This is a genomic window from Micromonospora sp. NPDC003197 (assembly GCF_053590565.1).
In genome coordinates, this window is sequence record NZ_JBSFTE010000016.1 from 68,008 (window position 1) to 92,792 (window position 24,785).

Consider the following 24,785-nt stretch of genomic DNA (forward strand, 5'->3'; position numbering starts at 1 on the left):
GGGCGGCCCGACAGTCAGGCAGAACGGGCAGCAGGGGGCGACGGTAGGCGGTGGGCGACAGGTGGGATGGCGGGAAACCGCTCGGTAACCATCTGTCGTTCGCTGGCTAGGCTGACTGGGTGACGGTGGAACAGCAGGTGACATCGGCGGCGGCCGTAACGGTCCCCGCCGCGACTCGGCGGCGGTCCCGCCGTGACGAGATCTTGGAGATCGCGGTCGGCCTCTTCGCAGCCCGTGGCTATCACGGCGTCTCCATGGACGACATTGGTGCGGCGGCCGGTGTCACCGGCCCGGCCCTCTACCACCACTTTGCCGGCAAGGAGGCGATGCTCGCCGCCGCCCTGATTCCGGTAAGCGAGGAGTTGCTTGCCGGTGGACGTGACCGGGTGGCGGAGCGGGCGAGCGACCCGCGTGCCGCGCTGGAGTCGTTGATCGACTTCCATGTCGAGTTCGCGCTGGCCAACCCGGCCGTAATCGCGCTGCACCTGAACGAACTCGACCGGCTGCCCGAGGATCCGCGCCGGCAGATCCGTCGGCTCCAGCGGCTCTACGTCGAGGAGTGGGTCTCGCTGCTGACCGCGCTGCATCGGGGACTGTCGGCCGGCGAGGCGCGGGTGCTGGCGCACGCCGCTTTCGGTTTGATGAACTCCACCCCGTTCCTCGGTGGTGAGGTGGACCGGCAACGGCGGGCCGCCCTACTGCGGGCCGCGACCCTGGCCGCCCTGCTCATGGATCCAGACTCGTGATCGCGACGCATCCGTGATGTTCTAGTGCCCGACAGAACATCCGGACACCCCGGGGAGAGATACACATGATCGAGTCGTTGCTTGTCGCGAACCGGGGCGAGATCGCCCGTCGGATCATCCGTACCGCCCGACGACTCGGGGTACGAACGGTAGCGGTCTACTCGGAGGCGGACGCCGGACTTCCGTTCGTGGCCGAGGCTGACGAGGCGGTCTGCATCGGCCCGGCCAACCCGGCGCAGAGCTACCGCAACACCGAGGCGATCCTCGCCGCCGCGAAGTCGACTGGTGTCCAGGCGATCCACCCCGGCTACGGTTTTCTGTCGGAGAACGCCGACTTCGCCCGTACGGTGGAGAGCCTTGGCCTGATCTGGGTCGGACCCGGCGCGGATGCGATCACCGCGATGGGCGACAAGATCAATGCTCGGAATCTGATGGCGGCGGCCGGGGTGCCGGTGGCCCCCGGCACGACCGACCCGGCCGCCGACGTCGAAGCGGCGGTGGCCGCGGCGACCGACATCGGCTACCCGGTGATGGTCAAGGCCGCTGCCGGTGGCGGCGGGATGGGCATGGGCGTGGCGGTGGACGAGGCCGCGCTGCGCGCCGAGTACGACAAGGTCCGTGCGTTCGCCGAGCGGATGTTCGGCGACGGCTCGGTGCTGATCGAGCGCTACTTCCCCCGGGTACGTCACGTCGAGGTGCAGATCCTGGGGCTGGCCGACGGTCGAGTGATCGCCCTCGGTGAGCGGGAGTGCTCGGTGCAGCGCCGCAACCAGAAGCTGGTGGAGGAGTCGCCGTCGCCGGCCGTCTCGCCCGAGCTGCGGGAGCGGCTGCTGGCGGCGGCGGTACGCGCCGGTGAGGCGGTTGGCTACCGCAACGCCGGTACGGTCGAGTGTCTGCTTGATTCGAGTAGCGGTGAGTTCTTCTTCCTGGAGATGAACACCCGGCTCCAGGTGGAGCACCCGGTGACCGAGCTGGTTTACGGGGTCGACCTGGTCGAGGAGCAGTTACGGGTGGCGGCCGGGCTGGTCTCCCACTTCGACCCGGATGCGTTGACCGCGCGCGGGCACGCGATCGAGTTGCGGATCAACGCCGAGGACCCGAAGCGGTTCCTGCCCGGTCCCGGAGCGATCAAGACCTGGGTGGAGCCCTCCGGCGAGGGCGTACGTGTCGACTCCGGCTACGCGCCGGAGACCACGGTGACGCCGTTCTACGACTCGCTGATGGCCAAGCTGATCGTGCACGGCGCCGACCGGGCGGAGGCGATCTCCCGGGCTCGGGCGGCGGTGGCCGGCTTCGAGGTGGTTGGCCCGAAGTGCAACCTGCCGTTCTTCGCGGAGTTGCTGGAGAACGCCGAGTTCGTCAGCGGCGACTACGACACCGGCATCGTCGGCCGGATGCGCTGATCACCTTGACGTCAAGCTGACTTGACGATTGCTCGTCGAGAGCGGTGACCCGGCCCACGGTGCTGCCCCTGGCCGTGAGCGCCTTTGCTCTGCTTTCCTATAGGAAACGCCCGATGTCCGGTCAGCGGACAGTTGCTCACAGTGAGGTGAGGACGCATGACACAACTGCCGGACTCCGTCTCGATCCGCGAGGTCGGCCCCCGCGACGGTCTGCAGAACGAGGACCCGATCCCGACCGACGCCAAGGTGCGGCTGATCGACGCGTTGTCGGCCACCGGCGTACGACGGATCGAGGCGGTCTCGTTCGTACACCCGAAGGCGATCCCGCAGATGGCCGACGCCGACGAGGTCTGGGCGCGGGCGCAGCGCAACGAAAACATCCGCTACTCGGCTCTGGTGCCCAACACCCGGGGCGCGCAGCGGGCCCTGGCCGCCGGGTTCACCGAGATCGAGGTGGTGGTCTCGGCCAGCAACACGCACAACCAGCGCAACGTCAACCGGTCCACCGCCGAGTCACTGGACGACATCGCCGGGCTGATCGCGCTGCTGCACGAGTCGGGGGCCACCGCCGAGGTGATCATCTCGACCAGCTTCGGCTGCCCGTACGAGGGGGACATCGACCCGAACCGGGTGGCGCAGCTGGTGGACCGGGTGGTCGCCGACGGGGCGGACCGGGTCGCGTTCGGTGACACCACCGGCATGGCGACCCCGCGCCGGGTGCGGGAGCTGCTGACCGCCGTCCGCGACCGCCAGCCGGAGATCCCGCTGCTGCTGCACTTCCACAACACCCGGGGTACGGCGTTGGCCAACATCCTGACCGCGCTGGAGTACGGCATCACCGAGTACGACGCCAGCGTCGGCGGCCTCGGCGGCTGCCCGTACGCGCCGGGGGCCAGCGGCAATGTGGCCACCGAGGAGGTGGTGCACATGCTGCACGACATGGGCATCGACACCGGGATCGACCTGGACGCGTTGCTGGTTGCGGCGGCTCTGGCCGAGGAGTTGGTTGGTCGGCAGCTGCCCTCCGGGGTGCTCCGCGCTGGCCCTCGCGGGTAAGAACCTTTCGGCTCAGTCGAGAGGTGGGGGCACCGGCCAGGATTGCCATCCATCGACGGATGTGCTGCCCTGGTCAGTCGCCGTACGGTCAGTTTCCAGGCCGACCATACGAGCGACATGCGAGGTTCGTCATGACTGACGACACTGACCGGAGGCGGTTCCTACGGAGGGCTGCTGGCGCGACCCTCGGCATCGGTGCCCTGGCGACAACCGCCGGGTTGAGCGTGGGCGGGGTAGCCGAAGCGTCCCCGGGGCGCCCGTCGTCGGGCAACCCGGTCATCGGCACCTGGCGGGGCACCGTCACGTTGCCCCACGAGGTGGAGGTGGCCCTGTTCACGTTCCTGCCCGGCGGCTTCTTCCTCTCGTTCGCCGAGGGCATCCACATCGCCACCGGACGCTGGGAGTCCACCGGGCGGCGGAGCGTCACCTTCACCCTCTGGCAGGTGCTGCCGGACGACCTTCGGGGACTGCCACACCGCTACAACGGAGAGGTCCGGGCGCTACACCACGCCCAGGTGGACGGGGACGCGCTGACCAGCGAGGGGACGTACCGGGCACTCGACATCGACGGCAACGAGGTGGATCGAGGTCCGGTGACCGCCCAGGCGACCCGGTTCGACATCTCGACGTTCTGAGGGGCTGGTCAGCTGACCAGGCCGGCGTGGTGTGCCAGGATCGCCGCCTGCACCCGGTTGGTCAGTTGCAGTTTGGCGAGCAGCCGGCTGACGTGGCTCTTCACCGTCGCCTCGCTGAGGTACAGCCGCTGGCCGATGTCACTGTTCGACAGGCCCTCGCCGAGCGCCGCGAGCACCTCACGTTCCTTCTCCGTGAGGATCTCCAATCGGCGTACGGCCTCGGCACGGCGCGGGTTGGCCGGTTCGGCGAACCGGCGCAGCAGCTTACGGGTGACCTGTGGCGAGAGCATGGCGTCGCCGGCTGCCGCACTTCGTACCGCAGCCGCCATCTGTTCGGCGGTGGCGTCCTTGAGTAGGAAGCCCACCGCGCCGTGCTGGAGCGCGGTCTGGACGTACTCGTCCAGGTCGAACGTGGTCAGCACGACGACTTTCGGCGGTGCCACGAACCGGGCCAGGGCTGCGGTGGCCGCGAGCCCGTCGCTGCGCGGCATCCGGATGTCCATCAGTACGACGTCGGGGCGGAGCAGCTGGGCCTGTCGTACGGCCTCCGCCCCGTCGCCGGCCTCGCCGACCACCTCGATGTCCGGGTAGGCACCCATGATCGTGCGCAGCATCGCGCGGACCATCCACTCGTCGTCCACGATCAGGACCCGGATCATCGTTGAGGCTCCTCGGCTAGGCGCACCACCGGCAGTTGGGCGCACACCTCGAATCCGCCCTCGGGCAGCCGGTCGGTGTGCAGGGTGCCGCCGATCAGGCGGATCCGCTCGGAGAGGCCGAGTAGCCCGTGCCCGCCGCTGGCGGCGGGCACAGCTGGGGCAAGCGTGCCGCCACTGTCGCGGACGGTCACCCGCAGGCCATCCTCGGCCGGCCGAACCGTAACCGTGGCCCGGGCACCTGGGGCGTGCTTGTGCACGTTGGTCAGCGCCTCCTGCACCACCCGGTAGACCGCATGCTCGACCAGGAGCGACGGACGCAGTCCATCCTCGGCGGACCGCTCGACGACCAGATCGATGGTCAGGCCGAGCGCCCGGGAAGAGGAGACCAGTTCGTCGAGATCGGCGAGGCCGGGCTGCGGCCGTAGCGGCGCGGGGGCGTCGTCGCGGAGGACCCCGACCAGGGTACGAAGCTCGTCCAGCGCGTCGCGGCCGATGTCCTGGATGCGGCCCGCGATCGCCACCGCGTCCCGCCCCTGCGCCGATTCGATCGCGGTGGCGTGCAGCACCATCAGCGACACCCGGTGCGTGACCACGTCGTGCATGTCCCGGGCAATCTGCGCCCGTTCCTCGGCGCGGGCCTGGTCGATCCGGAGCCGCTCCTCGCGCTCGTTGCGACGGGCGCGCTCCGCGAGGTTGGCCATCACCTCGCGGCGGGAGGCCAGGTAGAGGCCGAGCAGCACGGGCGCGACGCAGAGCACGAAGCTGAGCGGCACACTTCCGTCACCGCCACTCACCCGCCACAGTGGTCCGGAGACGGCAGCCAGCATGACCGTAGTGAGGACGACCTGCTGTCGGGTCGAGCGCAGGTGGGCGCCGATTGTGAACTGTGCGATCAGCAGTGGCGGGTACGCGCTCGTGACGCACCAGAGCAGCAATGCACAGCCGTGCAGTAGCCGGGGTCGGTTGCGGCGGACCAGCGCCGCGAGGCCGGTGAGTACGCCGAGTAGCACGCCAACGGCCAGCGGTGCCCGCCGGTCGACGATCGGAGAGCCGTTGAAGAGGCCGGACTGGAGGCCCTCCCACGTACCGGCCAGCACGCAGGTCGCGGCGAGCAGTATGTCCACCGCCCGGTGCCGGTGCCGCCACATGCCGGAAGTCTACGGAGATCGATGGCTTTCCGCCTCCGTCAATGGATTCCACCGAAAGTCGCATCCTGACGCCGCGACGATCAACGATCGATCGGTGGCGCGGCTCAGCTTGGCCGATGTCGTCCCGCTCAGGCATACCTACCGTCGCGAATATGCCTTCCGAAACGTACTCCGATCTCGACCTGGCCCAGAACCGTGCTACCGACACCGCCGGACCTGTCGCGAATCGCGCTGGCCCCACCCGGGCGGTCGGGTGGTTGCAGTGGGTCTTCGTCGGCTTTTCCGCGCTGAACATCGCCCTGCTCCTGACTGGCTCCGACGTTCTGCCGTTACGAGTGGCAGCGCTGGTCGGCTACCTGGTCGCGGTGGTGCTCTCGGTGGTCGCCGTGCTGCGTGGCCCGGAACGCGGTCGCCGGATCGTGATCCCGCTGCACCTGACGATGGCGGTGGCGCAGTTCGTGTTCAGCATTCCGGTCGGGATCGCGCTGCTCGGCATACCTCTCTCGGTCACGATCCTGGCGCTGAGCAGGCCGCGTTTTCCCCGGATGTCGCCGCGCACCCGCAAGGTTTGGCTGACCCTGCACGTCGGGTTCAGCGTCGGCTGGCTCGGCGTCGCCCTCACGATGACGGTGCTGGCGCTTATCGGCAGGTTCGCCGACTCCCACGCGGCCCGGCACGGGGCCTACGAGGTGTTGCACGTCGTCGATCTGGCGGCGGCGATCCCGTCCATGTTCTTGTCGATCATTACCGGCCTGGTGGTGTCGCTCGGTACGAAGTGGGGCCTGGTCCGGCACTGGTGGGTGATCACGAAGTTCGCCATTTCGGCGAGCATTCCGTTGCTCGCCGGGACGGTGGAGAGTGCGCTTGCGGATGAGCTTGCCGTGCGGACGGTCGACCCGGCGGTTGATCCGGGCGGGACCGGGATGGCGCTGACGGCCATCCTGGCCGCGTTCACCATTGCGCTGTGGGTCGCCACCATCCTGTCGGTGGTCAAGCCGTGGGGCCGGACCCGTTGGGGTCGGGCGGCGGACGCCTGGGAGCGGGAGACCCGCCGCCGCTCGGAAGCTGGGCGGGTGGCCCGGAGTCGTTCCGTGCGATAGCCTAACGATCGTTTAGGCTGGCGTAACGGGCCGATACGGCCGAGGTCGCTGCGGGCTAGGGGGTCGTGTGACAGTCGACGGTGCGGCACCCGAGCGGGACGGCGTGGTGGAGCTGGAGCAGCTACGCAAACGGGTCCGGGCGGGGGGCGCGGACAAGTACCACGCGGCCAACGCCGCCAAGGGCAAGCTCTTCGCCCGGGAACGCATCGCGCTCCTGGTGGACGAGGGCTCCTTCGTCGAGGACGGACTGCTCGCCAACGCCACTGCCGACGGACTGCCGGCGGACGGGGTGGTTACCGGTACGGCCACCATCGACGGTCGACCGGTCTGCCTGATGGCCAACGACTCCACCGTCAAGGCCGGCAGCTGGGGTGCCCGTACGGTCGAGAAGATCATTCGGATCATCGAACGGGCGTACGCCGCCGGACAGCCGATGGTCTACCTGGTCGACTCGGCCGGGGCCCGGATCACCGACCAGGTCGACCTCTTCCCGGGCCGTCGGGGTGCCGGGAAGATCTTCTGGAACCAGGTACGCGCCTCCGGCTCGATTCCGCAGGTCTGCGCCCTCTTCGGCCCGAGCGCCGCCGGTGGGGCGTACATCCCGGCGTTCTGCGACGTGGTGGCCATGGTGGACGGCAACGCCAGCATGTACCTCGGCTCCGACCGGATGGTCGAGATGGTGACCGGCGAGAAGACCACCCTGGAGGCGATGGGCGGCGCACGGGTGCACTGTGCCGAGTCGGGCGTCGGGCACTTCCTCTGCAAGACCGAGGCCGACGCGTTGGACGTCGTCCGGCGCTACCTGTCCTACCTGCCGGCCAACTGGACCCAGTCGCCGCCGTCCGCCCCGGCCGTCGAGGCGCCGTCGAAGGTGGACCTGGCCAGCCTCGTACCGGCCAGTGAACGGCAGGCGGTCGACATGCGCCGGTACGTCAAGGGCCTGCTCGACGAAGGGTCGTTCCTGGAGATCCAGGCGCTCTGGGCCAAGGAGCTGACGATCGGCTTCGGTCGGCTCAACGGCGAGGTCGTCGGCGTGGTGGCCAACAACTCGATGTTCAAGGGCGGGGTGCTCTTCGTCGACTCGGCCGACAAGGCGGCCCGGTTCGTGCAGCTCTGCGACGCGTTCAACGTGCCGCTGCTCTTCCTCTCCGACGTACCCGGGTTCATGGTCGGTACGACGGTGGAGAAGCAGGGCATCATCCGGCACGGCGCGAAGATGATCACGGCGATCTCCGAGGCGACCGTACCCAAGATCTGTGTGGTGGTGCGCAAGGCGTACGGCGCGGGCCTGTACGCGATGGCCGGCCCCGGCTTCGAACCGGACGCGACGATCGCCCTGCCGACCGCGAAGATCGCGGTGATGGGCGCGGAGGCGGCGGTCAACGCGGTCTACGCCAACAAGATCGCCGCGATCGCCGACCCCGACGAGCGCGCTGCCTTCGTTGCCGCCCGCCGGGAGGAGTACGAGCGCGACATCGACATCGTCCGGCTGGCCAGCGAGCTGGTGATCGACGCGATTGTCGAGCCGCACGAACTGCGCGCCGAACTGGTCCGCCGGTTCGCCGCCGCCCGGGGCAAGGAACGGAACTTCTCCCGGCGTCGGCACGGCGTCACACCGGTCTAGGCACGATCCCACCGGGAAGGAAGGCCGTCCCGGCGGACCCACGGCTAGGAGACAGAAGATGGACTTCCGGCTCAGCGAAGAGCACGAGGCGTTGCGGCAGAGCGTGCGGGACTTCGCCCGTGAGGTGGTCGCACCGGTCGCCGCCGAGCACTACGAGCGGCACACCTTCCCGTACGAGGTGGTCCGGCAGATGGGCAAGATGGGTCTCTTCGGCCTGCCCTTCTCCGAGGAGTACGGCGGCATGGGCGGCGACTACTTTGCGCTCTGCCTGGCCCTGGAGGAGTTGGCCCGGGTCGACTCCAGCCTGGCCATCACCCTGGAGGCGGCGGTCTCCCTCGGTGCCATGCCGATCTACCGGTTCGGTACGCCGGAACAGCGCGAGCGCTGGTTGCCCCGACTGGTCAGCGGTGAAGCGTTGGCCGGGTTCGGGCTGACCGAGCCGGGCACCGGATCGGATGCCGGGGGCACCCAGACCCGGGCGGTGCTCGACGGTGACGAATGGGTGATCAACGGTTCGAAGGCGTTCATCACCAACTCGGGCACCGACATCACCACGCTGGTCACCGTCACCGCTGTGACCGGTGTCCGGCCGGATGGCGGCAAGGAACTCTCCACCATCATCGTGCCCTCCGGTACGCCCGGTTTCACGGTGGCCCCGGGCTACTCCAAGGTGGGTTGGTGCGCCTCGGACACCCACGAGCTGACCTTCGAGGACTGTCGGGTGCCGGCCGAGAACCTGCTTGGTGAGCGCGGCCGGGGCTTCGCCCAGTTCCTGCAGATCCTCGACGAGGGACGGATCGCCATCGCCGCCCTCGCCGTCGGCCTCGCCCAGGGCTGTGTCGACGAGTCGATCCGGTACGCCAAGGACCGGCACGCCTTCGGCCAGCCGATCGGCAACTACCAGGCGATCCAGTTCAAGATCGCCGACATGGAGCTGAAGGCGCACACCGCCCGACTCGCCTACTACGACGCGGCGGCCCGGATGCTCGCTGGCGCGGACTTCAAGCGCCAGGCCGCCATCGCGAAGCTGCACGCCAGCACGATCGCGGTGGACAACGCCCGGGAGGCGACCCAGATCCACGGCGGGTACGGCTTCATGAACGAGTTCGCGGTCGCCCGGTTCTGGCGGGACTCGAAGATTCTGGAGATCGGCGAGGGTACGTCCGAGGTGCAGCGGATGATCATCGCGCGCGACCTGGGGCTCTGACGCCGAGCAGCCCGTTCGTCCTGTACCCGGGGCAGCTGGTGTTGGTGTCTGACCGATAGCTGACTGCCTGTCGGCTCCGCCGATGCTTGCATGTCCGGCATAGGCGACCGCGCGGACGCCGTGGCGGAGGTCAGGCATGTTCGCTGGGCTCGGACGGGCGATGTTCCGCTGGCGGTGGTCGGTGCTGGCCGGTTGGCTCATCCTCACGGTCCTCGGAATCGTCTTTGGCGGTCAGGTCTTCGACCGGCTGGGACAGTCGGAGAACCTGCGTGTCAACGCCGAATCCCGAGTTGCCGAGCGGCGGATCGCCGAACTCCTGCCCGAGGGGCCGCTGGTAGTTGCCGTCGTGCGGGACCGGGACCCGTACGACCCGCCGCTAGTGGAGAGCGTCACGAAGACAGCCGCCGAGCTGCGGGCCGTGCCCGGGGTGGCCGACGTCGAGGACCTGTACGGATCCCCGGGCGGGCGAATCGGTGCCGACAACCGCAGCACCCTGGTCGTGGTCGAACTCGCCGACGGGCTGCCCGAGGCGGAGCGGGAACGGGTCGAGGACCGGGTCACCGGGCTGCTGCGCGGGATCGACGCACCACAGGTGCTGGTCGGCGGGGAGACCCTGGCCGAGCGCGCCTTCGCCGAGCAGGCGATCCGGGACGCGGCCGTTGGCGAGTCGGTGGCGCTGGTCGTACTCGTGGTGGTTTTGGTGTTGGTCCTCGGCGGTCTGCTGGCCGGTGTGATCCCGCTGGTGGCCGCGCTGGCGGCGGTGGCCGGGACGCTGCTCGGACTACTTGGCCTGGCTGCGGTGGCCGAGGTAGGTGAGTTCACGGTCAACGTGGTCACCCTGCTGGGCATCGGCCTGACGGTCGACTACGCGCTCCTGGTGATCATGAGGTTCCGGGAGGAGTACGCCGCCGACGCCGCTGCCGGCCCGGCGGAACTGCTGGCCCGGACCATGGCCACCGCCGGCCGGGCCGTCGTCGTCTCCGGGGCCGCCGTCGGCATGGCGATGGCCGGACTGTACGTCTTCGCCGAGCCGCTACTGGCGACGATGGCCCTGGGCGGGGCACTGGTCGTCGTCCTGGCCACCGCCGCCGGGCTGACCGCAGTCCCGGCCCTGATCGCGGTCGGCCACCGGCGCGTCGCCACGCTCCGCTCGGGGCGTCGGGTGACCCGGGCGGTACGGGTCGGCGGTACCTCCCTTGGTCGGCTGGCCGGTTTCGCGCAGCGGCGACCCGGTCCGGTGGCCCTCATCGTGTCGGTTGGCCTGCTGCTGCTCGCCGGGCCGTTCCTGTTCGGTGTCAACCTCGGTGACTCGGACGCGCGGGCCCTGCCGAGGTCGATGGAGACCCGCCAGGTGCACGACGTCATGCTGCGTGACTTCCAGGCGAACCGGGCGGCACCAGTGGTCGTGGTGGTGGAGGCTGATCCCACCTCGGCGGCGGTACGGGACCTGATGAACCAGCTCAACCGACTGCCGCAGGTGATCCGGATGCAGCCCCGGCCGGATGTGCCGGGGGCCGCTCTGGTGATCGACCTGACGCCGAAGGGTACGACCGGCGGGCCCGAGTCGCGAGCGCTGGTCCGCGAGGTTCGATCTCTGGACGCACCCTTCCGGGTGTTGGTCGGTGGCCCGGCGGCCGAGCTGGTGGACTATCGCGACTCGGTGGCCGACCGGCTGCCCCTGGCCGTACTGGTGCTGGTGGTGACCACCGCACTGCTGCTTTTCGTCCTGACCGGCTCGGTGCTGATCCCGGTCAAGGCGCTGGTGCTGAACGTCCTGACCCTGTTGGCCACCCTTGGGGTGCTGGTGGTGGTGTTCCAGTGGGGGATCGGTGCCGCGCTGCTCGGGGTCGAATCCTGGGGCGCGCTCGATGTCACCACCCCGGTTCTGCTCTTCGTCTTCGTCTTCGGGCTCTCGATGGACTACGAGGTGTTCCTGCTCGCCCGTATCCGGGAGGAATGGGACGGCTACCGGGGACTGCGTACCCCCGCTGCTCGGGCGGAGGCCAGCGCTCGGGCGGTGCTGGCGGGAATCACGCGTACCGGCCCGGTGGTCACCACAGCGGCCGGCTGCATGATCGTCGTCTTTTTGGGCTTCCTGCTGGGTGAGCTGACTGCGGTGAAGGAGATCGGCTTCGGCATGGCCATCGCCGTACTGCTCGATGTGACGGTGGTCCGAGGCCTTCTGCTGCCGGCGGTGATGAGCCTGCTCGGTGAGTGGAACTGGTGGGCGCCAGTGCCCCTGCGTCAGCTGCATCACCGGATCTCTGCTGGTCGAGCTCGGGTGCCGGCGGCGCGGGGGACGAGCCCGCAGCTGGTCGACAACTGAGCCGAGGGTTATCTGCGTTGGCCAGTCTGACGGGGGCTGCGAATGGCCGGTCAGTCTGACGGGGGCTGCGAATGGGCGGGCGATCCGGCGGAGCCAAGGGTGGCCCCGGGATGTACGGCATCGCGTACGGTGCGTAGCCCGTCCAGCATGATCCGCAACGTCTCGGCGTCGAGTTGCCCGGTGAACCAGCGTTCGATGATCTCCAGGTGGCCCGGCAGGGTCTCGGCGAGTCGGTCCAGCCCGGCCTGGGTGGCCACCGCATGCATGCTGCGCCGATCCGAGGGGCAGGCGCGGCGATGGAGTAGCCCGTCTCGCTCCATCCGGTCGACCACCCGGGTTACTCCGCTGGTCGAGAGGGTGGTCTGGGCGGCGAGGTCGGTCATCCGGAGCTGCTTGTTGGGTGAGCGGGCGAGCCGGGTCAGCACCTCGAACTCCACCACGGAGAGGCCGTGCTCTTCGTATTGGGCCGCAAACCGGGACAGCAGTCCGGTGTACGCCTCGACGAGCAGGCCGACGGCGGTGATGCGTGGATCGTCGAGTGGGTCTTGGCTCACCAGGCCATCGTAACAGTACTTGACACGGGGAATATTGCTGCCGCTATAGTTGCTGCCGTAGCCGTTGGCATACTCAACTAATTTGGCGGAGGATCACCATGACCACCAGCACCGGCGAACCCACCCGCGAGTGGGCGGGGTTGACCATCCCGACGGCTGGCACCTACCTGATCGACCAGGCGCACAAGCGGGTCGGCTTCGTGGCTCGGCACTTGATGGTGAGCAAGGTGCGGGGCGAGTTCGCGGAGGTGGAGGTCGCTGTCACTGTCGCGGAGGATCCGCTGCAGTCGTCGGTGACCGCGACCATCCAGGCCGCCAGCATCAAGAGTGGGCAGGACGACCGGGACGCCCATCTGCGCAGCGCCGACTTCCTCGACGCGGAACAGTTCCCGACGCTGGAATTCCGCAGCACCGGGGTCAAGTCGCAGAGCGGCAACGAGTTTGTGCTCACCGGTGAGCTGACCATCAAGGGTGTTACCCGGACCGTGGACCTCGACGTCGAGTTCGAGGGGGCCGGGCGCAGCCCGTTCGGACAGGACATCTTCGGCTTCAGTGCCTCGACCGAAATCGACCGTGAGGACTTCGGTCTGACCTGGAACGTCGCGCTGGAGAGCGGCGGCTTCATGGTCGGCAAGAAGGTGAAGATCGAAATCGAGGGCGAGGCGATTCGCCAGCAGTGAGCGGTCGGAGTGACGAAGGGTGCTTCCCTGACCATTCCCCGGCTTGACCGAGGGCTCCGGCGACCGGATCGGTCGCTGGAGCCCTCGGCCTTTTCGTAGCGGTAGGTCTCGGCCTTCTGGTGTCGGCAGCCCTCGGTTTCTGCCGTAGCGGTCAGTGTCCTTTGGGGAGCAGTGGGTTATCTCACTCCAGCGGCCTGACGTGCACCGGATGAAGTTGCGCGATCACCGCCTGCCAACAGGGCCCGTTTTGTCCCTGGCCGTGGGCGGTCCGCGCTTCTACCGTGTTAGTTCCACGGCGCCGTTGGGTGGGTAGGGATCCGTCCAGCCGTTGACTTTGTGCTGTGCCGGGGGAGGGCCACATGGGCAGGGACGTCTCGCAGAGTGCCTTCTCGCGGGAGGATCGCATTCGTTACCGGCAGAAGGTGCGCCGGTGCCTGGACGTCTTCGCGCTGATGCTCGACGACTTCGGCTTCGACGCCGATCGCCCCACCACCGGCCTGGAAATCGAACTCAACCTGGTCGACTCCGCCGCCGAACCCGTGATGCGGAACGAAGAGATCCTTGCCGACATCGCCGATCCGTTGTTCCAGAGCGAACTCGGCCGCTTCAACCTGGAACTCAACGCCCGGCCCCGGCTCATCGAGGGAACCGGGTTCGCCGACTACGAGCAGGACCTGGTGACCAGTCTCGGCCGAGCCGATGAGCGGGCGGCAAAGTCCGACGCCGGTATCGTGCTCATCGGCATCCTGCCCACCCTCACCCCTCGGCACCTGGTCGAGGGCAACCTCTCCGCCGACAAGCGCTATCGGGTGCTCAACGAGCAGATCGTGGCGGCCCGGGGGGAGGACATCGAGATGGACATCCGAGGGGTCGAGCGGTTGCAGACCCACACCGACTCCATCGCGCCGGAGGCCGCCTGCACCAGTGTGCAGTTCCATCTCCAGGTCTCACCGGACAACTTCGCCAACTACTGGAACGCGTCCCAGGCCATCGCCGGCGTCCAGGTGGCGATCGGGGCCAACTCGCCGTACCTCTACGGGCGGCACCTCTGGGCGGAGACCCGGGTCGCCCTCTTCGAGCAGGCGACCGACACCCGGCCCGACGAGTTGAAGGCCCAAGGCGTACGCCCCCGGGTCTGGTTCGGTGAACGGTGGATCACCTCGATCTTCGATCTGTTCGAGGAGAACGTCCGCTACTTCCCGCCACTACTGCCCATCTGTGACGACGAGGACCCGGTCGAGGTCCTGCACAACGGCGGAGTTCCCCAGTTGGGGGAGCTGCGGCTACACAACGGCACCGTCTACCGCTGGAATCGCCCGGTCTACGACATCATGAACGGCCGTCCGCACCTGCGGGTCGAGAATCGCGTGCTACCGGCCGGCCCCACGGTCGTCGACATGCTGGCCAACGCCGCCTTCTACTTCGGACTTACCCGGGAGCTGGCCGAGGCCGACCGTCCGATCTGGAGCCAGCTCACATTCAGCGCCGCCGAGGAGAATTTTCACTCGGCCGCCCGCCGGGGCATGGACGCGACCTTCTACTGGCCGCGACTCGGTGACGTACGCGTCAGCAACCTGGTCCTCGACGTACTCCTGCCCCGGGCGGCGGTAGGGCTGGACCGGTTCGGTGTCGATCCCGATCACCGGGATCGGCTGCTCGGCATCATCGAGGAGCGATGCCGTACCGGGCGCAACGGCGCGGTGTGGCAGACCGAATCGGTGTTCGCCGCCGAACAGGGCCGAGGGATGGATCGCCCGGCAGCGCTGCATCACATGTTGCGTCGCTACCGCGAACTGCAGCGCACCAACGCCCCGGTGCACACCTGGCCGGTCGACTAGTCGTCCTCCTCGATGCGGATGCCCAACGCGCCGGCGAGGACATGGGACAGGGCGACCAGATCCTGGCGGGCCACGGCCGCGCCGGACATGCTGGTGACCCCGCCGATTCCGGCCAGGGCGCAGTTCGTGAACCGGGTCCCGGCCATCTGGGCGTGGGAGAACTGCGCGCCGGTCAGGTCGCAGTCGGTGAACGCAGCACCCCGTAGGTCCGCGTTCTGGAAGTCCGCTTGGCCCAGGTTGCAACCCTGAAAGGCCACGTGCTGGAAGGTGGTGAACCGGAACGATGACAGGTCGAGTCGGCAGTCGGAGACTGTAACGTCCCGTAGTGCACCATTGATCCAGTGCAGACCGGTCATTCGGGCCGTCGACAGTCGTACCCGGAGCATCGACGACTTTTCAGCTCGGAGGTTGGCCAGGTTCGCGTGTTCGAACAGGCAGTCGTCGAGCCGGGCCCTGTCGAGTTGGGTGCTGCTCAGGTCTGACCCTTTCACCCGGCACTGGATGAACTCCACCGAATCCGCGTGGCGTCCGGAGAGGTCGAGGTCGAAGAAACCCAACCTCCGGTACGTCGCCTCGTCGGCCAGGTCGTGGTCCTCGACAGTGGCCAACTCCAGCGCCGAGGGCGGCTTCGGGGCGACCGGGTCACGTCGTGCCGGGAAGCCACTCGAACCAGGACGCGTCGACCGAGTGGACATGCCCGCACGCTACCAAGCGGGGCGGGTGGTGCGCCGGATGCGTGGACACCCGTACGATCCGGTGATCGGAGGCGAGGCGGGAGTCGCAATGACCAACGGAAGCGACAGGTTCGACGGGACACCCGGAGGGCAGTCGGCCGGGTCCGGTCGGATGTCCCTGGTAGCCGGGAGTGTCGTCGCGATCGTCCTGTTCGCCACCGTCGGTGCGGTGGGCGGCTGGCTACTGGCCAAATCCGAGCAGGGCGACGAATCGCCTTTGGCGCAGGCCACCCCCACGACCGCACCATCGGCAACCAGCGCGGCGAAAACGACCCAGAAGCCCGTGAAACCCACCACGAAGCAGACCACTCCACCCGCCGGGCAGGTTGTGATGCCCGACCTGGTCGGCCGGAACTTCAAGGATGCCCGGCAGGAGTTGCGTGACCAGGGCCTGAAATGGGTGTTCCGCTTCGGGGGTGCGGGACAGAACAACACCATCGCAAGCACCGTTCCTGCGGCCGGCGAGTCGGTACGGTCGGGACGCATCGTGCAGGTCTTCGTCATCGGTGAGGCGCCCCGGGTCGTGGTTCCCAACGTCGTTGGATTGAGCTGTCAGCAGGCGGCGGCCAAACTGGTCGAGGCTGGACTGGAACCGGAGTACGCGAAGACCGACTCCGGCACGGTCACCAAGCAGAAACCCGAGGCGACGGCGGAGAAGCGCTGGAATGACCAGGTGCAGATCCACTGCGGCCAGGACGGTGAAGAGTCCGACGACACGCCCGAAACACCCACACCCTGACGCTCTGGCGTCGCCTTGTGCCGTGCTGCCTTGTGCCGCGTCGCCTTGTGCCGCGTTGCATCGCGACGGGCGAGGCCGGGCAGTGCCGCACCGATGATTCTCCCAGTTCGGGACAAGTTACACGATTATCGCCGTCTCCCACCCATGCGATGGGAGAGTACGTGCTATGGCCGACGACCGTCAGCAGGAACCGGGCGAAGCTGGGGACCGTGACGGCCGGGCGGACGCCGAGGGCCGGGCGGGTCCCGAGGGCCGGGCGGATACCGCCGAGTCGATGGGGCAGACCGGCGAGCTGCCCCCGGTGCGCCATCCGCCGACCCCACCGGTCCGGCCGGGGCCGTGGTCTGGCCGGGCGGAGGTGCCGGCGGGTGTCCGAGGCGGTACGCCCCCAGACTGGTACGACGAGGAGGACTACGACAACGGCCGTTGGTGGATGCCGATCCTGCTCGGTGTCATAGCGCTGTTCCTGCTCGCGGTACTCGGCGTCGGTGTCTGGCTCATCGTTCAGGCAAGTCAGCGCGGTCCGGCATCCGAGCCGCCCCCGGGACCCACGCCGTCGGCCACCTCGGCACCGTCGCCCGTCCCGCAGCGCAGCCCAACGCCGTCGCCGTCGACCACCACCGAGACTCCCACGCCCCGTACGACCACACCGGGTGCCGTATCCATGCCGATCCTGGTCGGACTGCCCGAGGCGGTGGCGCGGGAGGTGCTCGACCAGCTCGGGTTGACGTACCAGGTCCGGTTCCGCACGGTCCCCGGCTGGCCGGCGGGCACCGTGATCGAGACCGACCCTCGCGCCGGCAGCCCCGTGCTCCCGAGCCAGCGGGTCACCCTGGTGGTCGCCGAACCGCCGTCGCCGTCTGCGGCGACCACCCGCTCTGGGCGTCCGACCGGGCGGCCCACCCGCTGACCTCGGGAACTGGAGCGGGCTAGCCCACCTGTACGGGCCGACGCGTCGCCGCTGGTCGTACCGTCGGCTGTCGTACCGCCGGGGTCCGGGGCGCTGGCGGCCGGGCGGCCGGCTGGCGCACGACGGTCCGGCCCGGAGCTGCGGCAGCGGGAGGGACGGTGTGCAGCCCGTCGAGTCGTACGAAGATCGAGCGGCGGTCGATGGCTTCCCCGGCCGAGTTGAGCTGGTATCCGTCGAGCCAGATCCAGCCACGGTAGGTAGGCCAGTCATGCGAGCGGATCACCCGGAAAAGGATTGGTGCGGCAAACTGCGCACTTGCCGAACGCGTCACGCGTAGCACATCACCTGAGCGGGGGAACACGGTTACTCCTGTCTGGACTGGCCGGCAGCGGCCGGCCGGAGCTGGCTATTCAGGGACGTGGGACCGCCGACCGGGCATGCTGCACTGCCGGCCGCTCGTGTGATGTAGGACGTTGGCCGGCCGATGCGCCGCGGCGGTTTTGGGCATGGCGCATCGGCCCGGCCAACATCCGTCGACTCTGGGACCGCGCCCGCCGCCATAGCTTCGTGGCGTACAGCGGCAGGGTCTGTTACCCCAGAGCGGGTCTGCCTCCTGTCATGGGTCCGGTGTGGCTGACCCGGTCGCTCCGGTGCAAAGCGGAATCACCCCTTCGATCGACCAGATCGGGACACTCTGTGACCCAAGCCATACGGACAGACTGCATCAATGGCTTGATCAATGCAAGTTGCAAGTTTGACCGTCCGGTTACCGGCCGCGGACGCTTGATGTCCGCCTTGCGTACCCGGCAGACTGGACGCCGCCCTGCCGCAGCGGCCCGGCCTGGGGTGGTCGATTCCTCTCGCCGCGAAGTCATCGTCCGCCGCCTTCGACGGTCGCGCCTCGGCGGGCGTACACCGCATGCGCGATCGCCCGGAGGTGACCCGGTGGCTGAGCGCCGGAGTCCGACTATTCGCCGACGTCGACTTGGTGCCGAACTTCGGCGGCTGCGCGAAGCGGCCGAAGTGACGATCGATGTGGTCGCGGAGCAGTTGGGCTGCTCCGCATCCAAGATCTCCCGGATCGAGACCGGGCACACCTCGGCCACGCCCCGCGACGTCCGAGACATGCTCGGCATCTACGGCATCATGGGCACCGAGAGCGAGGAGCTGGTGCAGATCGCGCGCGAGGCGCGGCAGAAGGGGTGGTGGCATCCCTACAACACCGTGCTGGCCGGCGCGTACGTCGGGTTCGAGCAGGCTGCTTCCTCACTGCGGGCGTACGAGCAGCAGGTGGTTCCCGGCCTGCTCCAGACCGAGGAGTACGCCAAGGCGATGATTCGCAGCGCTCGGCCGGACATCACCAATGAAGATGTTGAGCAACGGGTCCGTGTCCGTCAGACGCGTCAGTCGTTATTGAGCCAAGACGATCCGATTGACCTGTGGGTGGTGCTCGATGAGGCGGTGGTGAGCCGGCCGGTAGGCGGTGACGCGGTCATGTGCGCTCAGCTGGAGCGACTGGTGGAAGCGGCCGACCTGCCGAACGTGACGATCCAGGTACTTCCTTTCGAGGCCGGGGCGCATGCCGGAATGGACGGCACGTTTTCGATCCTCGAATTTCCGGAACCGGGTGATCCGGACGTGGTGTATGCCGAAAACGCCACGGGCGGGCTCTTCCTTGAGAAGAGCGAGGAACTGCAAAAATATTCATTTATCTTCGACTACATACGAGCGGCGGCCATCCGCCCGGAAGAATCCGTCGCTCTGCTGGCGAAGTTGGCAAAGGAGCCGTTGTGGAGACGCAGAAAATCGGGTTTCGAGTGGACCTGAGCCAGGCCAACTGGTTCAAGAGTTCACGGAGCGGACCCAACTGCGACAACTGCGTGGAGGTCGCCTTCGTACCGGGGGCAATCGGGGTCCGTGATTCAAAGAACCCGACCGGGCCGGCGTTGCTCTTTACTTCAGAGGAGTGGGACGCATTTGTCGGCGGCGCCAAGGACGGCGAGTTCGACCTGCGCTGACCGATGCTGTTGGCTCGGTTAGCCGATTGATGAACGTGGTCGTTTGCCCGGTAGTGGACGGGTGGGTGGCCACGTTTTTCGTGTTCCAGATTGGTGTGGCGCACTGACTCGTGTCGTTGCTGACCCCGCCTCTCGTCGTTGTACGTGGCGGACGGCGGAGGCCGGTCCGCAACAGCCGTACGGTTCGCAATCGAGCGAGGCAGGTGAGACAGATGACCATGGAGCAGGAGAACCTGGGCAACGGGTCGGGCAAGCCGGAACGGTTCGGCGGTAAGTACCGGGGAGCCCGACGCAATGGCCCGCTGGTGGATGAGCTGCCCACCAGCGACGAGCTGGACCAGCGCGATCCCGGGGCGCCGGGGCTGGAGTTGGTGGACCCGCAGGGACCCCCGTCCCTCCAGCCGCCCAGCCTCCCGTCGCTGGACCTGAGTGGGCTGACCGAGCCGGTATTTCCTGGCGGATGGCCGGAGAGTCCGATCGAGTCGCTTGCCGACCATCCACTACTGCGCGGGCTTCTGCTGGAACTGCCCCCCAAGGGCACCCTGCCCTCGCCGGTGTGGCTCGACCGCTGGTTCGAAGCGGCCAGGTCCATCCTGGAGCTGCTATACGTGCAGGACACCGGCCGGCCGAGGTGACCTCGGTCGGCCCGTGATCACGGCCTCCGCCAGCCGGCTGTGCCGCAGGGCGTGCCGTGCGCCGATGGCCACCACCACGATCACCGCCCCGGTGAGCACCAGGCCGATCAGGTTCGGGCCGGTGAGGGGCAGGAGGCCAGCGGCGGTGACCGCAGCGGGCAGCGTCGCCAAACCGGTGACCTGTATCGGCATCGCGATCATGGGGTGCGCAGCCCCGGCCGACAGTGCTGGTGCAGTGGGTGTGCCCGGTGCCGAGACGAAGGCGGCGGCGCCCGTCCACAAACGTCGCACTCGCCGTACGGTGCCGAGTGCCACCACCGTGGCCGGAACCATGGGTAGTGCGAGGCCGGCCACTGTCGCGTCGGTCAACACCAGATCCCGGCTGTTCAGCGCTTCTGCGCCGAGTACGGTGAGGCCGACCAAGCCGGTCAGGGCGAGCCCGGCCAACCATCCGGTACGGCGACGCAGTGCCCGTGCCGTGGACAGCCTGGGCAGCCCGTCGGCCACGATTCCGGTTGCCAACCAGAGTGCGGTGATCGCCAGCCGGGCGATGAGGTCGAGGTCCACGCGCCCCAGCATCGTCCGGTTGGTTGTCATCCGGATCCGGGCCGAGCCCGGTACGAACCCCCAGAACCATCCCGTAGGGGGCACGCCCAGGTGATACATCGACTTCGACATCTATATTTGATGTTCATCTATTAGTAGCCTCGCCTTGATCGGTAATCGTAGATCCCTCGTCACAAGCGAGTGGACGGTCGACCGATCGGAGGGGAGTGAGGGAGATGAATCTCCCAGGAAGGTACGTCCTTGTCGGGGTAGCCGCCCTGACAATGATGGCGGCGGCCACCCCGGCCGTCGCGGCGGAACCAGCGGGCACGATCCTCAACGCCGGTGGTGCCACCGCCGTGGCCGACAGCTACATCGTGGTACTCAAGGACAGCGCTGTGGCCAGCGCAGAGGTCGGCTCGACGGCCAGTTCCCTGGTTGAGCGGTTCGGCGGCTCGGTGGCCCGTACGTACACCGCAGCCCTGCGCGGCTTCGAGGTCAAGGTGGACGCCAAGTCCGCCGCCCGGCTCGCGGCGCATTCGTCCGTCGCGTACGTCGAGCAGAACCACACCGTGCAACTCACCGGCACCCAGACCAACCCCCCATCCTGGGGTCTGGACCGGATCGACCAGCGCAACCTGCCGCTGGACAGCTCGTACACGTACCCGAACGACGCCACCAACGTGCACGCGTACATCATCGACACGGGCGTGCGGTACACCCACACCGACTTCGGCGGTCGGGCCGTGAGCGGCTACGACGCGATCGACGGCGGCTCCGCAGACGACTGCCACGGTCACGGTACGCACGTGGCCGGCACCGTCGGCGGCTCCGCGCACGGTGTCGCCAAGGGCGTGCAGATCGTCGGCGTACGGGTGCTCAACTGCCAGGGCAGCGGCACCAACGCACAGGTCATCGGCGGCGTCGACTGGGTCACCGCGAACGCGGTCAAGCCGGCCGTGGCCAACATGAGCCTGGGCGGCGGCGCCAACACCGCGCTGGACAACGCGGTCGCCAACTCGATCAACGCGGGCATCACCTACGGCCTGGCCGCCGGCAACGACAGCGGTGGCAACGCCTGCAACACCTCGCCCGCCCGTACCCCGGCTGCGATCACCGTCGGTTCGACCACCAACACCGACGCCCGGTCGTCGTTCTCCAACATCGGCACCTGCCTGGACATCTTCGCGCCGGGCTCGTCGATCACCTCGGCGTGGGCCACCAACGACACCGCCACCAACACCATCAGCGGCACGTCGATGGCCACCCCACACGTCGTCGGTGCCGCCGCCCTCGTGGCGAGCGCCAACCCGACGTGGACGCCGCAGCAGGTCCGGGACTACCTGGTGAACAACGCCACCAACGACGTGGTCACCAGCCCGGGCACCGGTTCGCCGAACAAGCTGCTCTACGTCGTCAACGACGACACCCCGCCGCCGACCAACGACTTCTCCGTCTCGGTGTCGCCGACCTCCGGTTCGACCGCTCCGGGTGGTTCGGTCACGGCGACCGTCAACACCGCCACCACCAACGGTTCGGCCCAGTCGCTGAACCTGTCGGCCAGCGGCCTGCCGGCCGGCGCGACCGCGTCGTTCAACCCCGCCACGGTCACCTCGGGCGGCTCGTCGGCGCTCACCATCGCCACCACGGCGAGCACCCCGGCCGGGACCTACGGGGTCACCATCATCGGCACGGGGGCGTCGGCCACCCGGACGGCGACCTACACGTTGACCGTGACCGGCACCGGTGGCGGCTGCTCCGGCACCAACGGTACGGACGTGGCGATCCCGGACGGCGGCAGCGCGGTGACCAGTTCGATCGTCATCGCCGGTTGTGGGCGTAACGCCTCGGCCAGCTCGACGGTGGCGGTCAACATCGTGCACACCTACCGTGGCGACCTGGTCATCGACCTGCTCGCCCCGGACGGTTCGTCGTACCGGTTGAAGAACAGCAACCTCTTCGACGGCGCCGACAACGTCAACGCCACCTACACGGTCAACCTCTCCTCGGAGGCGGCCGACGGCACCTGGCGGTTGCAGGTCCGTGACGTCTGGGGTGGCGACACCGGCTACATCAACACCTGGACCCTGACGCTGTAGCCAGCGGTTGGGTGCGCACTGCCCCGTTGATCAAGAGGTTTGCGTCATGGTCAGAGCTGGACGGCGACGTAAATCTCTTGATCAACGCGGTGAAGCGTCAGGCGGTGAAGCGTCAGACGGCGAAGGTGGTCGGACGCTCGGCGGCCGGTGGTGGTGGGGTGGCCTTCCAGAGCCTCGTCTTCTGGGCGGTCAGCCGGGCGACGTAGGCCGGGTTGAGCACCATGTAGCGGTGCCAGAGGCGTTTTGGTTCCAGCCCGAGCCGCCACAACCACTCCAGGCCGGCACGCTGCATCCACGGCGGCGGCTTGCGCAGCAGACCGGCGTGGTAGTCGAACGCGGCACCCACCGCCATCATCGGCATGTCCAGCAGCGGACGCATGGCGTGCGTGAAGATCTCCTGCCGGGGACAGCCCAACCCGACCAGCACCAGCCGGGCACCCGAGGCCCGGATCCGGTCGGCGATCTCGACATCCTCGCCCGGCTGCACCGAGCGGAACTTCGACGACTCGACGCCGGCGATCTTCAGCGCCGGGAACATCTGCTCCAACGCCGGGATCAACCGGGACAGTGTGTCGTCGGTGGAGCCGTACAGGTAGACCGGCAGCCCTTCCTCGGCGAACCGGGCCAGTACACGCAGCGTCAACATCGGCCCGTACACCCGGTCGGTGAGCCCGGCACCGTGCAACAGGTTGAGCGCCCACCGCACCGGCTGGCCGTCCGGGGTGACCAGGTCGAAGGAGTTGAGCCGGGCGTTGTGCGGCCGGTCCAGCACCCCGGTCATCACGCCGTGTACGGCCAACGCGGTGAGCGCGAACGGCCGACGCTCCCGTCCGGCAGCAACGACCTGTTCGGTCGCGGCCTCGTAGTCCACCGCGTCGACCAGCACACCCAGCACGTTGCGCTTACCCTGAGCGATCACGGCATCTCCTCGCGGCGCTCGTCGTTGCCGTGATCTGGGCTACTGAGCCAGCTGGTTCGCTCGCTGCGCTCGCTCACGGCATCTCCTCGCTGTGCCGGGATCATGCCTGCGGCACCCACTTGTCCACGTTCGCCGCGTAGATCTCCTGGAGGATCATCGGCACGTCGTAGACCTGCTTCCAGTCCGGGTAGTCCTGCTGGAACGCCTCGTTGGAGCCGATCCACCACTGGTGGTCGCCGATCCGGTTGGCCTCGCGGTATTCGGTGACCATCTCCACACCGGTGATCTTCTCGGCCAGGGCGAACGCCTCCCGGTTGGAGACGTTCGAGTGACGGCCACCACCGAGGTTGTAGACCGCAGCCGAGCGGGGGGCGCGGAAGAACGCCTCGAACGCCGAGACCACATCCGAGCTGTGGATCGCGTCACGTACCTGCTTGCCCTGGTAGCCAAAGATGTTGTACGTCCGGCGCTCCATGTTGCAGCGCATCACGTACGCCAGGAAGCCGTGCAGCTCGGTCGCGGAGTGTGCGGGCCCGGTCAGGGTGCCGCCCCGGAAGCAGGCGGTCTTCATGTCGAAGTAGCGCCCGTACTCCTGCACCATCACGTCCGCGGCCACCTTGGAGGCACCGAAGACCGAGTGCAGGCAGGCGTCGATCGACATGTCCTCCTTGATGCCGTTGTAGTACGGGTGGTCCGGCTCCAGCTCCCAGCGCGTCTCCAGCTCGACCAGCGGCAGCGAGTTGGGCCGGTCGCCGTAGACCTTGTTGGTCGAGCAGTGGATCATCGGTGCGTCGATGCAGTGTTCGCGGACGTTCTGTAGGACGTTGAGGGTCCCGCCCGCGTTGACGTCGAAGTCGGTGAACGGGTCGCGGACCGCCCAGTCGTGGGACGGCTGGGCAGCAGTGTGGATCACCACGGCGATGTCGCGGCCGTACCGCTGGAAGATCTTCGCCAGCGCGTCCCGGTCGCGGATGTCGATGTTGTGATGGGTGTACGCCCCGCCAAGCTCATCGGTGAGCCGGGCCACGTTCCACGCGGTGGACGCCTCGGCGCCGAAGAACTCCTGGCGCATGTCGTTGTCGATGCCGACCACGTCGAGGCCGAGACCGGCGAAGTGCCGGACCGCCTCGGAACCGATCAAGCCGCCTGATCCGGTTACCAACGCGACAGTCACACGCCACTCCACGGGTCTGGGGTCGGGAACCATCG

Annotated in this window: 24 protein-coding genes; 16 read left to right on the forward strand and 8 right to left on the reverse strand. The window is 68.3% G+C overall.

Annotation, left to right across the window (positions count from 1 at the left end; genetic code table 11):
• Positions 1-119: 119 nt before the first annotated feature.
• The 4 genes from ACWDV4_RS19060 (at position 120) to ACWDV4_RS19075 (ending at position 3,840) form a co-directional block, all read left to right on the forward strand.
• Complete coding sequence (locus ACWDV4_RS19060; RefSeq protein WP_449980556.1) at positions 120-746, forward strand: TetR/AcrR family transcriptional regulator; 627 nt, start codon at positions 120-122, stop codon at positions 744-746.
• Positions 747-811: 65 nt separating this feature from the next.
• On the forward strand, positions 812-2,149 hold the full coding sequence (locus tag ACWDV4_RS19065) for an acetyl-CoA carboxylase biotin carboxylase subunit (RefSeq protein WP_449980559.1): 1,338 nt from the start codon (positions 812-814) through the stop codon (positions 2,147-2,149).
• A gap of 156 nt (positions 2,150-2,305) precedes the next feature.
• Complete coding sequence (locus ACWDV4_RS19070) at positions 2,306-3,205, forward strand: hydroxymethylglutaryl-CoA lyase (RefSeq protein ID WP_449980560.1); 900 nt, start codon at positions 2,306-2,308, stop codon at positions 3,203-3,205.
• A gap of 131 nt (positions 3,206-3,336) precedes the next feature.
• Positions 3,337-3,840 (forward strand): hypothetical protein, encoded by a 504-nt coding sequence (locus ACWDV4_RS19075; protein ID WP_449980563.1) that lies wholly within the window; start codon positions 3,337-3,339, stop codon positions 3,838-3,840.
• A gap of 8 nt (positions 3,841-3,848) precedes the next feature.
• On the opposite strand, the gene ACWDV4_RS19080 is transcribed toward ACWDV4_RS19075, so the two are convergent.
• Both ACWDV4_RS19080 and ACWDV4_RS19085 read right to left on the reverse strand, forming a co-directional pair.
• A complete protein-coding gene (locus tag ACWDV4_RS19080) occupies positions 3,849-4,499 on the reverse strand; it encodes a response regulator (protein ID WP_449980565.1) in 651 nt (216 codons plus the stop codon).
• On the reverse strand, positions 4,496-5,647 hold the full coding sequence (locus ACWDV4_RS19085) for a sensor histidine kinase (RefSeq protein WP_449980567.1): 1,152 nt from the start codon (positions 5,645-5,647) through the stop codon (positions 4,496-4,498). Before ACWDV4_RS19085 ends, ACWDV4_RS19080 begins: the two co-directional genes overlap by 4 nt.
• 152 nt (positions 5,648-5,799) lie before the next feature.
• Here ACWDV4_RS19085 and ACWDV4_RS19090 point away from each other — a divergent pair, with 152 nt between their 5' ends.
• The 4 genes from ACWDV4_RS19090 (at position 5,800) to ACWDV4_RS19105 (ending at position 11,904) form a co-directional block, all read left to right on the forward strand.
• Complete coding sequence (locus ACWDV4_RS19090) at positions 5,800-6,747, forward strand: hypothetical protein (protein WP_449980570.1); 948 nt, start codon at positions 5,800-5,802, stop codon at positions 6,745-6,747.
• A gap of 67 nt (positions 6,748-6,814) precedes the next feature.
• Positions 6,815-8,371 carry an acyl-CoA carboxylase subunit beta gene (locus ACWDV4_RS19095; protein WP_449980573.1) on the forward strand — a complete coding sequence of 519 codons (1,557 nt, stop codon included), beginning with the start codon at positions 6,815-6,817 and terminating at the stop codon, positions 8,369-8,371.
• A 58-nt stretch (positions 8,372-8,429) separates the two neighbouring features.
• A complete protein-coding gene (locus ACWDV4_RS19100) occupies positions 8,430-9,578 on the forward strand; it encodes an acyl-CoA dehydrogenase family protein (RefSeq protein ID WP_449980575.1) in 1,149 nt (382 codons plus the stop codon).
• A gap of 136 nt (positions 9,579-9,714) precedes the next feature.
• The gene (locus ACWDV4_RS19105; protein WP_449980577.1) at positions 9,715-11,904 is read left to right on the forward strand and encodes an MMPL family transporter; all 2,190 of its coding nucleotides are present in this window, start codon (positions 9,715-9,717) and stop codon (positions 11,902-11,904) included.
• A gap of 50 nt (positions 11,905-11,954) precedes the next feature.
• Here the strand turns inward: ACWDV4_RS19105 and ACWDV4_RS19110 are convergent, their stop codons facing one another.
• The gene (locus ACWDV4_RS19110; protein ID WP_449980580.1) at positions 11,955-12,458 is read right to left on the reverse strand and encodes a MarR family winged helix-turn-helix transcriptional regulator; all 504 of its coding nucleotides are present in this window, start codon (positions 12,456-12,458) and stop codon (positions 11,955-11,957) included.
• A gap of 98 nt (positions 12,459-12,556) precedes the next feature.
• On the opposite strand from ACWDV4_RS19110, the gene ACWDV4_RS19115 reads away from it, so the two are divergent.
• Together ACWDV4_RS19115 and ACWDV4_RS19120 are read left to right on the forward strand one after the other, a co-directional pair.
• Positions 12,557-13,138 (forward strand): YceI family protein, encoded by a 582-nt coding sequence (locus ACWDV4_RS19115; RefSeq protein WP_449980582.1) that lies wholly within the window; start codon positions 12,557-12,559, stop codon positions 13,136-13,138.
• A gap of 359 nt (positions 13,139-13,497) precedes the next feature.
• Positions 13,498-14,976 (forward strand): glutamate--cysteine ligase, encoded by a 1,479-nt coding sequence (locus ACWDV4_RS19120; RefSeq protein WP_449980584.1) that lies wholly within the window; start codon positions 13,498-13,500, stop codon positions 14,974-14,976.
• Here ACWDV4_RS19120 and ACWDV4_RS19125 read toward each other — a convergent pair.
• Positions 14,973-15,671 carry a pentapeptide repeat-containing protein gene (locus ACWDV4_RS19125; protein WP_449980587.1) on the reverse strand — a complete coding sequence of 233 codons (699 nt, stop codon included), beginning with the start codon at positions 15,669-15,671 and terminating at the stop codon, positions 14,973-14,975. The two genes, ACWDV4_RS19120 and ACWDV4_RS19125, sit on opposite strands and share 4 nt — an antisense overlap.
• Before the next feature lie 88 nt (positions 15,672-15,759).
• Between ACWDV4_RS19125 and ACWDV4_RS19130 the strand changes: the two genes are divergently transcribed.
• The gene (locus tag ACWDV4_RS19130) at positions 15,760-16,449 is read left to right on the forward strand and encodes a PASTA domain-containing protein (protein WP_449980589.1); all 690 of its coding nucleotides are present in this window, start codon (positions 15,760-15,762) and stop codon (positions 16,447-16,449) included.
• Positions 16,450-16,615: 166 nt separating this feature from the next.
• The gene (locus ACWDV4_RS19135; RefSeq protein WP_449980591.1) at positions 16,616-17,359 is read left to right on the forward strand and encodes a PASTA domain-containing protein; all 744 of its coding nucleotides are present in this window, start codon (positions 16,616-16,618) and stop codon (positions 17,357-17,359) included.
• A 19-nt stretch (positions 17,360-17,378) separates the two neighbouring features.
• On the opposite strand, the gene ACWDV4_RS19140 is transcribed toward ACWDV4_RS19135, so the two are convergent.
• On the reverse strand, positions 17,379-17,720 hold the full coding sequence (locus tag ACWDV4_RS19140; RefSeq protein WP_449980594.1) for a hypothetical protein: 342 nt from the start codon (positions 17,718-17,720) through the stop codon (positions 17,379-17,381).
• 584 nt (positions 17,721-18,304) lie between these two features.
• On the opposite strand from ACWDV4_RS19140, the gene ACWDV4_RS19145 reads away from it, so the two are divergent.
• The 3 genes from ACWDV4_RS19145 (at position 18,305) to ACWDV4_RS19155 (ending at position 20,012) form a co-directional block, all read left to right on the forward strand.
• Positions 18,305-19,186, forward strand: coding sequence for a helix-turn-helix domain-containing protein (locus tag ACWDV4_RS19145; RefSeq protein ID WP_449980596.1), 882 nt, complete (start codon positions 18,305-18,307; stop codon positions 19,184-19,186).
• Entirely contained in the window at positions 19,150-19,377 is a 228-nt protein-coding gene (locus tag ACWDV4_RS19150) for a DUF397 domain-containing protein (protein ID WP_449980598.1), read from the forward strand. Before ACWDV4_RS19145 ends, ACWDV4_RS19150 begins: the two co-directional genes overlap by 37 nt.
• A 212-nt stretch (positions 19,378-19,589) precedes the next feature.
• A complete protein-coding gene (locus ACWDV4_RS19155) occupies positions 19,590-20,012 on the forward strand; it encodes a hypothetical protein (protein ID WP_449980600.1) in 423 nt (140 codons plus the stop codon).
• Here ACWDV4_RS19155 and ACWDV4_RS19160 read toward each other — a convergent pair.
• Positions 19,980-20,663 carry a hypothetical protein gene (locus tag ACWDV4_RS19160; protein WP_449980602.1) on the reverse strand — a complete coding sequence of 228 codons (684 nt, stop codon included), beginning with the start codon at positions 20,661-20,663 and terminating at the stop codon, positions 19,980-19,982. The two genes, ACWDV4_RS19155 and ACWDV4_RS19160, sit on opposite strands and share 33 nt — an antisense overlap.
• A gap of 131 nt (positions 20,664-20,794) precedes the next feature.
• Here ACWDV4_RS19160 and ACWDV4_RS19165 point away from each other — a divergent pair, with 131 nt between their 5' ends.
• Entirely contained in the window at positions 20,795-22,657 is a 1,863-nt protein-coding gene (locus ACWDV4_RS19165; protein WP_449980605.1) for a S8 family peptidase, read from the forward strand.
• A 112-nt stretch (positions 22,658-22,769) separates the two neighbouring features.
• On the opposite strand, the gene ACWDV4_RS19170 is transcribed toward ACWDV4_RS19165, so the two are convergent.
• The gene (locus ACWDV4_RS19170; RefSeq protein ID WP_449980607.1) at positions 22,770-23,576 is read right to left on the reverse strand and encodes a WecB/TagA/CpsF family glycosyltransferase; all 807 of its coding nucleotides are present in this window, start codon (positions 23,574-23,576) and stop codon (positions 22,770-22,772) included.
• Between the two features lie 100 nt (positions 23,577-23,676).
• The gene (locus tag ACWDV4_RS19175; protein ID WP_449980610.1) at positions 23,677-24,750 is read right to left on the reverse strand and encodes an NAD-dependent epimerase/dehydratase family protein; all 1,074 of its coding nucleotides are present in this window, start codon (positions 24,748-24,750) and stop codon (positions 23,677-23,679) included.
• Positions 24,751-24,785 lie beyond the last annotated feature (35 nt).